Genomic DNA, 11,070 nt, shown 5'->3' with positions numbered 1-11,070 from the left:
GGACAGTCCTGGTCGAGCAGTGGGGCGCGGGTTGGTGCCGCCACCCCCCCCCGGCCGGCGGGGGGGGGGGGGGTGGGGTGCGGGGGGGGGGGCGCCGCGGGGGGCGGCCCCCCCCGGCCCGATTCCACCCCCCACCCCGGAGGACGGCCATGGAGCCCACCTCGCTCTCCCGCAACCGGGACTTCCGGCTGCTCTGGGTCGGCGGCCTGATGGCCTCGCTCGGCTCCCAACTCGCCTCGATCGCCCTGCCGTTGCTCGTCCTTCGGGAGACCGGATCGGCCGCCCAGGCGGGCGCCATCGGCACCGTCTCGATCGGCGCGCTGCTGCTCACCATGCTGCCCGGCGGCGTCATCGCCGACCGGATCGAGCGGCGCCGGCTGATGCGGGTGTGCGACGTCGGCAGCCTGCTCGCCGTCACCGCGCTGGTGATCGCCGTCCTGCGCGGCCACACCCCGCTGCCGCTGGTGCTGCTGGTGGCCGCCGCCGGGGCGCTCATCACCAGCGCCTACGGGCCCGCCGCCGGCGGCCTGCTGCGCGCGGTGGTGCCGCGCGAGCAGGTCCGCGCGGCGTCGTCCCGGATGCAGGCGCGCGGCGCCGCCGCCCGGCTGGTCGGGCCGATCGCCGGCGGCGCGCTGTTCGCCTGGCACCCGGTGCTGCCGTTCCTCGCGGAGGGCGTCGGGCTGCTGCTCTCCACCGTCTGCGTCGCGCTGATGCGGACCCGCTCGGTGCCCGCCGCCAGGAGCGGCGCGGCGTTCAGCCGCGGCGAACTGACCGCCGGACTCAGCTTCATCTGGCGCCAGCCCTACCTGCGCACCCTGCTGCTGATCTTCGGGCTCGGGATGAACTTCGCGTTCAGCGCGCTGATGTTCACCACCCTGGCCGTGGCCTCCGACGGCGGCCGCTCCGGGATCGGCGGCGGCACCGTGGTCTCCTGCACCGCGGCCGGCGCCCTGGCCGGCGCGCTGCTCGCCCCGAGGCTGGAGGCCCGGACTGGGCCCAGAGCGCGCCCTGGGGCGAGTGACGGCAGGCTGGTGGCGCTCAGCTGCTGGGCGGCCGCCGCCACCGCCGGGGTGCTGGTGCTCACCCGGATCCCGCTGCTGATCGGGCTGCTCTGTGCGGTGTGCATGTGCCTGTCCACGGTCGCCAGCATCGGCTTCGTCTCCGGCATGCTGCTCGCCGCGCCGCCCGACCGGATCGGCCGGGTGCAGAGCGCCGCCGGTTTCCTGTCCACCCTGGTCCAGCCGTTCGGCCCGCTGGTGGGCGGCGCGCTGCTCGGCGCCCTGGGCGGCACCCGGACCTTCGCCCTGCTGGCCCTCGCCATCTCGCTCTGCGCGGCCGTGGTCACCTGGGCGCCGCCGGTCCGGCGCGGCCCGGCGCCGGCCCCGGCACCGCTACCGGCGCCCGCAGGCTGAACGGCCCGGCGGCCCGGGAGACGAATGACCCGGAAGAGCTTGGAAGACGACCCGGAAGAGGAGGCGCGCCATGGCCGGCGCCCAGGAGACCCAGCTGTACTGCCTCGCCGATCCGACGTACTACGACACCCCAGGCCGCCTCCGCGACCGGGCCGGCCGGTACCAGCTGGGGCTCGGCGCACCGCCCGCCGGGTGGCGGCGCGAACGGCGCGGGCTGTGGACGGCGCTGCGGCCGGACGGCGCCCGGCTGCCGGAGCAGGGCTGGAAGATCCACGTCTCGACCGTGCCGGAGGAGGCCGAGGCGACCCTGCGGGCCGTCGCGCGGGTCTGCACGGCGCGCCGCACGACGTTCAAGTTCCTGCGCAGCGACGAGGCGCTGCGGGTCGCGAACGGCAAGTACATGGGGCGCGGCAGCAGCGGCAAGTTCGTCACCGTCTACCCGGCGTCGGAGGAGGAGTTCCTGGCCGTCGCGGCGGAGTTGGCCGAGGTGCTGGCGGGCCGCCTGGGGCCGTACGTGCTCACCGACCTGCGGATCGGCACGGCCCCCGTGTACGTGCGCTACGGCGCGTTCGTCGAGCTGTGGTGCCAGGACGAGGACGGGCGGCCCGTGCCCGCGCTGCGCGACCCGTCCGGCGAGCTGGTCCCCGACCGGCGCGACCCGGTGTTCCAACTGCCCGCCTGGGTCGAACCGCCCGAGGAGCTGCGCCCGCACCTGGCCGCCCGGGAGGCGGCCGGCGGCGACCTGCCGTACCGGATCGTCGAGGTGCTGCAGTTCTCCAACGCCGGCGGGATCTACCTCGCCGAGCACCGGACCACCGGGGAGCGGGTGGTGCTGCGCGAGGCCCGCCCGCACGCCGGGCTGGACGCCGCCGGGGACGACGCCGTCACCCGGCTGCGGCGCGAGCAGTGGGCGCTGGAACGGCTCGCCGGTCTGGACTGCGTGCCCCGGCTGCACGAGGTCCGGACGGTCTGGGAGCACACCTTCCTGGTCCAGGAGCACATCGAGGGTGTCCAGCTGTTCGCCGAGGCGATCCGCCGTTACCCGCTGGTGCACCAGGACTGCACCGCCGGACAGCGCGCCGAGTACGCGCACTGGGTGGCCGGGGTCGTGGCCGGGCTGGAGAAGGCGCTCGGCGCCCTGCACGAGCGGGGCGTCCGGTTCGGCGACCTGCACCCGGCCAATGTGATCGTCCGTCCGGACGGTTCGGTGGTGCTCGTCGACTTCGAGTACGCGGAGGAGCTCACCGGCCGCCGTGTCCCGCTCGCCGGCGCGGGCGGGTTGCAGCCCCCGCCCGGGCTCGACGGGGCCGACGCCGACCGCCACATGCTCTGGGCCACCTGGCTGATGCTGCTGATGCCCGTGATGGAGCTGGCCGAACGCGATCCCGGCAAGCTGCCCGCGCTGGAACGGCGGGCACGGCACTGGTTCGGCCTCGGGCCGGAGGAGGGGCCGGTGCGGCCGGGCGCCGTGGCACCGGTGGCGCCGGTGGAACCGGTCGGCGAACGGCGGGTCCGCGAACTCCTCGCCGGGCCCACCCTCGACGCCGCCAGGAACGAACTCGTCGCCGGCATCCACGCCGGGGCCACCCCCGACCGGCCGGACCGGCTCTTCCCCGGCGACCCGGCCGGATTCGCCGACGGCGGCACCGGTGTCGCCCACGGCGCCGCCGGCGTGCTGTACGCGCTGCACCGGGCCGGGGCGCCCTGCCCCGACGAGTACGCGGACTGGCTGATCGCGGCGATGCGGCGGCGCGGCCCGAGGCCGGGCGCAGGCGGGCTCTTCGACGGGCCGCTCGGCGTGGCGGCCGTGCTCGCCCGGGTCGGCCGCGGCGACGAGGCCGCCGAACTGGCCGCACAGGCCCGGCAGGCCCGGCCCGCGCCCACCGTCGCCCTCCACGGCGGCCGGGCCGGCGCCGCGCTCGCCCGGCTGCGGCTCGCCGACGCCCTCGGCAGCCGGCGCGAACTCGCGGACGCCCTCGCCGACGCGCGGGCGCTCGACGCGGTGCTGCGCGGGCAGACCGTCCCGGGGCTCGGCGCGCCGACGGCGGCCGGACTGCTGTACGGCCTCGCCGGGATCGCCCTCGTCCAGCTGCGGCTGTACCAGCGGACCGGCGAGGACTGGCTGCTGGCCTCCGGGCGCGAGGCGCTGGAGCGCGCCGTGGCGCAGTGCGTACGGGTGCCCGACGGGTCGGTGCAGGTTCTCGACCGGGGGCGGCGGCTCGCCTACCTCGACCGCGGCAGCAGCGGGATCGCGCTCGTCGCCCAGGAGTACCAGACGCTCGGCGGCGGTAGGTCCGAGGAGTTCGACGGGCCCGAGGAGTTCGACGGGCCCGAGGAGTTCGACGGGTTCGGGGAGTTCGGCGGGCCCGAGGAGTTCCTCGCCGACGTGCGGCGGGTCTGCGCCCCCGGATTCGTCCGCGAGCCCGGGCTGTTCCGGGGCCGCGCCGGGCTGCTGCTGGCGCTGGACCGGCTGGGCGGTCCGGCGGTCCGGGACACCGTCCGCGAGCAGGTCCGCAAGCTCCAGTGGCACCTGGTCGCGCGGCCGGAGGGGCTGCTCGTCCCCGGGATGCGGCTGCGGCGGTTCTCGGCGGACCTGCACACCGGGGCGGCGGGCGTCCTGCTCGCCCTGCGGGCCGTCGAACAGGGCCTGGAGGGCGGGGAGTTGCTGGACATGCTGACGCTCGGCCCAAGGGGCGCCGGCCGGCGCGGCGGGCTCAGCTGAGGTTGTCGGCCAGTACGGTGCTGTGCTCGCGGGCGTGCAGGTGGGTGAGGCGGGGGAGGGCGTAGAGGGCGGCGTGGGCGGTGACCTCGCCGGTGGGGGAGGTGACGGCGCCGGTGTCGGTGAGGGCCTCCAGGGTGCGCAGGGCGAGGCGTTCGGGGCGGCCGAGGGCGGCGGCGGCCTCTGGGAGGGTGAACAGCAGGGAGAGCGGGAGGGCGGCGAGCCGGCCGAGGGCGAGGCGGCCCTGGTCGGTGAGGTCGCGCCAGCCGGAGTCGAGGCGGGCGCGGACGGTGACGTCCCCGGCGACGAGTTCGTCCAGGGCGCCGGCCGGGTCGGCGAGGCGGGCCGCGTACTCGGCGAGCGGCAGGTGGCGCAGGACGGCGAGCCGGGTGCCGGCGACCCGGACGGCGAGCGGCAGCAGCCCGCAGGCCTCGACGATCCGGGCGGCGGCCGCGCGGTCGGTGCCGGTCCGGCCGGTGCCGACGATCCGGCCGAGCAGGTCGAGCGCCTCGGCGGGGGCGAAGGGCGGCACGGTGACCCGGTGCACCGAGGCCAGTCCGGCGAGTTGGCTGCGCGAGGTGACGAGGGTGGCGCTCGGGCCGAAGCCCGGCAGCAGTTCGCGGACCACGGCCTCGCCGGGGGCGTCGTCGAGGATCAGCAGCATCCGGCGTCCGGCCAGGGAGGCGCGCCAGAGCGCGGCGGCCTGGGCCGGGTCGGCCGGTCTGGGGCCGGATCGGCCGGTGAGGGCGGCGAGTTCGGCGAGGATGTCGGCGAGCGGGCGCGGGGTGCCGTCCTCGGCGCGCAGCCGGAGCAGCAGCCGGCCGTCGGGGAAGCGGTCGGCGAGCAGGTGTCCGGCGTGCACGGCGAGGGCGGTCTTGCCGATGCCGGCCGGGCCGGAGAGGACCGCGACGCGCTCGCCGCCCTCCGCCAACGCATCGATCAGGTCGCGTAGTTCGTGGCTCCGGCCGGTGAAGTCGGTGGCGTCGGCGGGCAGCAGTGCGCGGCTCGGGCCGGGGTGCTGCGCCGGCCGGGCGGTGGCGGGGCGGGCCGGGCCGTGGGCGAGCAGCTGCCGGTAGCGGGCGGTCAGGGCGGGGCTGGGTTCGAGGCCCAACTCGCGGGCGAGCAGCTGGCGGTGGGTGTCGTAGACGGCGAGCGCCTCGGGCTGGCGGCCGGACAGGTGCAGGGCGTTCATCCGGGCGGCCTGGAGGCGTTCGCGCAGCGGGTGGCGCTCGGCCAGGTCGGCGAGTTCCTCGGCGACGGCGGTGGCGTTGCCGAGCTCCAACTCGGTCTCCGCCCAGTCCTCGTGGACGCCGAGGCAGCGGGCTTCCAGTCGGTCGGCCTCGGCCTGGACGGCGGGCGAGCAGCGCAGGTCGGCGAGCGGCGGGCCCTGCCACAGGTCGAGGGCCTGGCGCAGCAGCCGGGCGGCGGGGGCGAGCGCGCCGCTGTCGGCGGCGGCCCGGCCGGCCCGGGCGAGGGCGCGGAACTGGAGGACGTCGAGCTCGGGTTCGGCGACCCGCAGCAGGTAGCCGCCGGCGGTGTGGACCAGCCGCTCGGGCCCGGGGTCGCGGCCGAGCAGGGTGCGCAGCGTGCAGATGTAGACCTGGAGGTTCTTGCGGGCGGTGCGCGGCGGCTCCTCGGGCCAGACCGCGTCGGTGAGCAGGTCGACCGGGACGGCCGTGTTGGCGCGGCTCAGCAGGACGGCCAGCACCAGCCGCTGCTTCAGCGGGCCGAGGGCGAGCGGGCGGCCGTCCGCTTCGCCGGTCAGCGGGCCGAGGACGGAGAAGCGCGGCCGGGTGGGGGCGGCGGGCTGGGCCAGGGGCATCGGCGTACCTCCGGGGCGTGGGTGGGGGCCAGGGCGTGTCCGAGCGGGGGTGTGACCGGTGAGGTGCGGGTGTGGCCGCAGGCTACTTGACGGCCGATCCGATCTGTAGGGCACGGAATCGTCCTGTTTCGCTCACGCGACCCTCACACTTCGGGCACCTGGGGGAGGCGGCATCCGGGGGCGGCGGCGGCCGGCTGCGGTGGCGGCCGGCGGGCGCGGTGTCGTGGCCGGTGGGGCGGGGTGGGAGGGGCCGGCGGGGCGCGGCGGAGGGCCGGGGCCGGGGGTGCGGGCCCCGGGGCGGACGGGGCCGGGCGGGGGCGCTCCGGGGTGCGGGCGCCGGGGCGGTTCCGGCGTTCCTCCAGCGGTGCTCGTCGGCGCGGTGAGCGCCGCCCGAGGGGCCGGGGCGGGACCGACGGCCACCGGAGGTCCCGGTCCGGGCGCCGGAACGCGGGCCGTGCGGCCCCGGGGGCGCGGGTCGAACGGCCCTAGGGGGCGGGGGCGGTGCGTTCGGATCATGGATCGCCAGCCATTCGCACGACGTTCCTAAGGAGTGCGTCCTTGAGCGCCACCCCGGCACAGGGCGACCCCACGCCACCGCCAACCTCCGTACCGCAGCCGTCGGTTCGGCCGAAACGGCCCGGTTCGGCCGTGGTCAGACTGCTGACCACCACCGACCACAAGACGATCGGCTCCATGTACCTGGTGTCGGCGTTCGGGTTCTTCCTGATCGGCGGTGTCCTGGCGCTGGTCATGCGCGCCGAACTCGCCCGGCCCGGAACGCAGATCCTCTCCAACGAGCAGTTCAACCAGGCCTTCACCATGCACGGCTCGGTGATGCTGCTGCTCTTCGCGATGCCGCTGTTCACCGGCTTCGCCAACTGGATCATGCCGCTGCAGATCGGCGCCCCGGACGTCGCCTTCCCGCGCCTGAACATGCTGTCCTTCTGGCTGTTCATGTTCGGCTCGCTGATCGCCGCCGCCGGCTTCGCGACCCCGCAGGGCGCCGCCGACTTCGGCTGGTTCCTCTACGCGCCGCTGTCCGACGCCGTGCACTCGCCCAGCGTCGGCGCCGACATGTGGATCATGGGCGTGACGCTCTCCGGCTTCGGCAGCATCCTCGGCGCCGTCAACTTCATCACCACGATCATCTGCATGCGCGCACCCGGGCTGACCATGTTCCGGATGTCCATCTTCTGCTGGAACGTGCTGCTCACCTCGGTGCTGGTGCTGCTGGTCTTCCCCGTCCTCGCCGCCGCCCTGCTCGCCCTCGAATGCGACCGCAAGTTCGGCTCGCACGTCTTCGACCCGGCCAACGGCGGGGCGATGCTCTGGCAGCACCTGTTCTGGTTCTTCGGCCATCCCGAGGTGTACATCCTGGCGCTGCCGTTCTTCGGGATCATCTCCGAGATCATCCCGGTCTTCAGCCGCAAGCCGATGTTCGGCTACGCGGGGCTGATCGCCGCCACCGTCGCCATCGCCGGCCTGTCGGTGACGGTGTGGGCGCACCACATGTACGTCACCGGGCAGGTGCTGCTGCCGTTCTTCTCCTTCATGACCTTCCTCATCGCCGTCCCGACCGGGGTCAAGTTCTTCAACTGGGTCGGCACCATGTGGAAGGGCTCGCTCAGCTTCGAGACACCGATGCTCTGGACGGTCGGCTTCCTGGTCACCTTCCTGTTCGGCGGCCTCACCGGCGTGCTGCTCGCCGCCCCGCCGATCGACTTCCACGTCTCCGACTCGTACTTCGTCGTCGCCCACTTCCACTACACGCTGTTCGGCACCGTGGTCTACGCGATGTTCGCCGGCTTCCACTTCTGGTGGCCCAAGATGACCGGCAAGAAGCTCGACGAACGGCTCGGCCGGATCACCTTCTGGACGCTCACCGTCGGCTTCCACGGCACCTTCCTGGTCCAGCACTGGCTCGGCGCCGAGGGCATGCCGCGCCGCTACGCCGACTACCTGGCCTCGGACGGCTTCACCACGCTCAACACCCTGTCCACCATCTTCTCCTTCCTGCTCGGGCTGTCGATCCTGCCGTTCCTCTACAACATCTGGAAGACGGCCAAGTACGGCGAGAAGGTCGAGGCCGACGACCCGTGGGGCTACGGCCGCTCGCTGGAGTGGGCCACCTCCTGCCCGCCGCCCCGGCACAACTTCGTCCGGCTGCCGAGGATCCGCTCCGAATCCCCGGCCTTCGACCTGCACCACCCCGACATCGCGGCCCTGGACGTCCTGGAGAACACCGGCAAGCCCGCCACCCACCTGGGCGACGTGACCCCGGCCAAGTACGACCTGCCGCAGACCAGGGCGGAGCGCGAGCGGTCCGCCGTGGACAGCTGACCCGAGGCCGGGCGCGCCCCGGCCACCCGCTCCGAACACCCACCGACCGCCGTCCCCGCCCACGCCCCCGTCACGGGCGGGGACGGCTCCCCCCTCGCGACCTGGAAGGCCGGCCCCATGACCCACACCGTCCTCGCCATCGGCACCGCCGCGCTCACCGCGAGCGGCTGCGTCTGGTACCTGCCCGCCATCGCCGACCTCCAGGCCGGCGCCGACCGGCCCCGTTCCACCCGCACGGCCGCGGCGGCCTGCGTCCTGTGGTGGGCCGCCCTCGCCATGGCCGGCGGGCTGCTGCTCGCCCTGCCCGACTGGCGGCCCGCCGCGCAGATCGCCCTCGCCGGGCTGGTCGGCGGCGCGGCGCTGCGGGTCCGCGCCCGGTGGGACCGGCGCGGGGAGCAGCGCGAGACCGCCGCCCGCTGGGCGGCCCTGGGCGCCCGGCCGGCGCCGCGCTCCGGCCGCCCCGCCGCCGTCACCCTCGCGGGGTGGCTGGTCGTCGGCGCCGCCGTCGCCTCGCTGGGGGCGGTGGCGATCCTGCTGTCGGACGAGGGCGCCGTCGGCTCCCGGGTGGCGCTCGCGGCGGTCAGCGGGGCCGGGGTGGCGCTGGCCTTCCTGCTGGCGGGCCTCGGCAGCGCGCGGCGGCGCTGACGGCCCCTCCCCTCGGCCGGACAGGGCCTACGGGCGGCGCGGCTCCTGCGGGGGCCGCGCCGCCCGCGCGCTCGCCCGAATGGGGTCGTTGGGCCCTGGGCCCTGCTGCGGCCGGTGGGCGATGATGCCCTGGGCCCTGCCGGGAGTGTGCGGGGGTGACGAAGGTGGAGCCGCGTGATGGCGACCAAGACGGCGGGCGCCGGGGCACCGGCGCCGGTGCGGGTGTTCCTGCTGGACGACCACGAGGTGGTGCGCCGCGGGGTGCACGACCTGCTGGACGGCGAGCCCGATCTGGAGGTGGTCGGCGAGGCCGCCACCGCCGAGCAGGCGCTCGTCCGGGTGCCCGCGCTGCGGCCCGACGTCGCGGTGCTGGACGTCCGGTTGGGCGACGGCGACGGGGTGTCGGTCTGCCGCGAACTGCGCTCCCGGATGCCCGGCCTGGCCTGCCTGATGCTGACCTCCTTCGACGACGAGGAGGCGCTGCTGGACGCCGTCATGGCGGGCGCCGCCGGGTACGTGCTCAAGCAGATCAGCGGCACCGACCTGGTGGCCGCCGTGCGGACCGTCGCCTCCGGCCGCTCGATGCTGGACCCGGGCGCCGCCACCCGGCTGCTCAACCGCCTGCGCAGCGACGCCGAGCCCGCGCAGCCCGTCACCACCGGGCCCGCGCTGACCGTGCGCGAGCAGGAGGTGCTGGCGCTGATCGGGGAGGGCCTGACCAACCGGCAGATCGGCGAACGGCTCTACCTCGCCGAGAAGACGGTGAAGAACCACGTCTCGCGGCTGCTCGCCAAGCTGGGCGTGGAGCGGCGGGTGCAGGCCGCGCTGATCTCCACCGAGCTGCGCCAGGCGGCCGCCGCCGCGCAGCCGGGGCACCTGCGCTCCCTCCGGGGCTGACGCGACGTCCGGGCCCGGGACCCCCGGCGGGACCATCGGCCCTCGCGGCGCCGCCACCGCCGGGGCGAGCATCGAGGGCATGAACGGTGATCACGACCTGCTCGAACTGGACCGGGAGCGGGCGCTGGAACTGCTGGCCAGGGCCGCGGTCGGCCGGGTGGTCTACACCATCCGCGCCCTCCCGGCGGTGCTGCCGGTGTCCTTCCGGCTCGACCTGTCGGACGGCGGCGGAGTGCTGCTCTCGGCCCCGGCCGGCTCCGAACTCGCGCGGGCCGTGGACGACGCCGTGATCGCCTTCGAGGCCGACGAGGTGGACGGCGTGGACGGCTCCGGCTGGTACGTCACCGTCCTCGGCCGCGCCCAAGTGGGCCCCGCCGTCGGCCGCGCCCCCGGCGCCGTCCGGATCCGCATCCGCCCCGAACTCGTCGTCGGCCGCCGCCTTCCCCCGCGCACCAACTAGGGCGGCCACGTCTCGGGTCCGGCGCCGGTGAGCCAGGTCGACCGGACCTGGACGGTGAAGAGGATGATCGTGCGAAGGTCCTCCTTGTCGGGGTGGTCGGGCAACGGGGTCGGGCCGGCGGCGGTGACGGGGTCCGGTCGCTCCGCCCGGGCCGGACCGCCGCGCTCTGTGGATCGGTGCCAGGCATGCTCATCGTGTCGGCTCAGGTCCCTCCGGTACTGCGCTGGGCGTTCAGACCGAGCAGGCGGCGGCCGCCAGCAGTCGGTAGGAGTGGGCTCGCTCGTCGGGGTCGGCGATGCTGGTGACCGCGCAGATCTCGGTCGCCGCGAGCTCGGTCGCCAGATCGCACAGACGCGCCACCGCGGTCTGCTGGTCGCCGACCAGCCAGTCCGTGAGCCGGCGGTGCAGCAGTTCCTGCTCTGGCCCGGTCGGTTGCATCTCGGCGGCCTGCGGCACCGTGGGCAGGGGCGAGGGGCGTCCCTGCCGGGCGTGCAGGAGCGCGGTGGCCGGGACGCGGGCCAATGCGGCGGCCCGGCCCGGGTCGTCGGCCAGGTAGACACCGAGGCTGAGCAGCAGGTCGGGTTCGGGGTGTCCAGGTGAAGGCCGGTAGTGCCGGTGGTAGGTATCGGCCGCCTGTCGTGCCCCGCGCAGGCTCAGGTGTCCGGCGAAACCGTAGGGCAGCCCTAGTACTGCAACGGTGCTTACCGTGACGGTTGTCGGGTTAGCTCGTTGAGCTGTTCATGGATGGGGACATATCCGAGGTCGATGCTCGTCG

General features: G+C 75.6%; 8 protein-coding genes. 6 read left to right on the top strand and 2 right to left on the bottom strand.

The genetic code is table 11. The annotated features are described in order from the left end of the window. Positions 1-149 precede the first annotated feature (149 nt). The gene (locus ACFVHI_RS32225; protein ID WP_380345296.1) at positions 150-1,412 is read left to right on the top strand and encodes an MFS transporter; all 1,263 of its coding nucleotides are present in this window, start codon (positions 150-152) and stop codon (positions 1,410-1,412) included. A gap of 70 nt (positions 1,413-1,482) precedes the next feature. After that, positions 1,483-4,134, top strand: coding sequence for a class III lanthionine synthetase LanKC (lanKC, locus tag ACFVHI_RS32220; RefSeq protein WP_380345294.1), 2,652 nt, complete (start codon positions 1,483-1,485; stop codon positions 4,132-4,134). Here lanKC and ACFVHI_RS32215 read toward each other — a convergent pair. Next, positions 4,127-5,953: a BTAD domain-containing putative transcriptional regulator gene (locus ACFVHI_RS32215; RefSeq protein ID WP_380345292.1), complete on the bottom strand. Its 1,827-nt coding sequence runs from the start codon at positions 5,951-5,953 to the stop codon at positions 4,127-4,129. The two genes, lanKC and ACFVHI_RS32215, sit on opposite strands and share 8 nt — an antisense overlap. Positions 5,954-6,646: 693 nt before the next feature. On the opposite strand from ACFVHI_RS32215, the gene ctaD reads away from it, so the two are divergent. From ctaD to ACFVHI_RS32195, 4 genes are all read left to right on the top strand, one after another. Continuing rightward, a complete protein-coding gene (gene ctaD, locus ACFVHI_RS32210; protein ID WP_380345321.1) occupies positions 6,647-8,293 on the top strand; it encodes a cytochrome c oxidase subunit I in 1,647 nt (548 codons plus the stop codon). Between the two features lie 117 nt (positions 8,294-8,410). Further along, positions 8,411-8,938, top strand: a complete 528-nt coding sequence (locus ACFVHI_RS32205; protein WP_380345291.1) for a hypothetical protein — start codon at positions 8,411-8,413, stop codon at positions 8,936-8,938. Between the two features lie 177 nt (positions 8,939-9,115). After that, positions 9,116-9,835, top strand: a complete 720-nt coding sequence (locus tag ACFVHI_RS32200) for a response regulator transcription factor (protein WP_063346183.1) — start codon at positions 9,116-9,118, stop codon at positions 9,833-9,835. 79 nt (positions 9,836-9,914) lie between these two features. Next, positions 9,915-10,295: a pyridoxamine 5'-phosphate oxidase family protein gene (locus ACFVHI_RS32195; RefSeq protein ID WP_063346182.1), complete on the top strand. Its 381-nt coding sequence runs from the start codon at positions 9,915-9,917 to the stop codon at positions 10,293-10,295. Between the two features lie 231 nt (positions 10,296-10,526). Here ACFVHI_RS32195 and ACFVHI_RS32190 read toward each other — a convergent pair whose 3' ends face one another. After that, a complete protein-coding gene (locus ACFVHI_RS32190) occupies positions 10,527-10,817 on the bottom strand; it encodes a hypothetical protein (RefSeq protein ID WP_380345288.1) in 291 nt (96 codons plus the stop codon). Between the last annotated feature and the right edge of the window lie 253 nt (positions 10,818-11,070).

This window comes from Kitasatospora sp. NPDC127121 (assembly GCF_042677305.1).
Taxonomy (GTDB): domain Bacteria; phylum Actinomycetota; class Actinomycetes; order Streptomycetales; family Streptomycetaceae; genus Kitasatospora.
This window is presented reverse-complemented; position numbering and strand designations above follow the sequence as displayed.

Bases quoted from the DNA above. Each gene is read 5' to 3' on its own strand.
- ACFVHI_RS32225 (WP_380345296.1), top strand. From the start codon at position 150: ATGGAGCCCACCTCGCTCTCCCGCAACCGGGACTTCCGGCTGCTCTGG.
- lanKC (WP_380345294.1), top strand. From the start codon at position 1,483: ATGGCCGGCGCCCAGGAGACCCAGCTGTACTGCCTCGCCGATCCGACG.
- ACFVHI_RS32215 (WP_380345292.1), bottom strand. From the start codon at position 5,953: ATGCCCCTGGCCCAGCCCGCCGCCCCCACCCGGCCGCGCTTCTCCGTC.
- ctaD (WP_380345321.1), top strand. From the start codon at position 6,647: ATGTACCTGGTGTCGGCGTTCGGGTTCTTCCTGATCGGCGGTGTCCTG.
- ACFVHI_RS32205 (WP_380345291.1), top strand. From the start codon at position 8,411: ATGACCCACACCGTCCTCGCCATCGGCACCGCCGCGCTCACCGCGAGC.
- ACFVHI_RS32200 (WP_063346183.1), top strand. From the start codon at position 9,116: ATGGCGACCAAGACGGCGGGCGCCGGGGCACCGGCGCCGGTGCGGGTG.
- ACFVHI_RS32195 (WP_063346182.1), top strand. From the start codon at position 9,915: ATGAACGGTGATCACGACCTGCTCGAACTGGACCGGGAGCGGGCGCTG.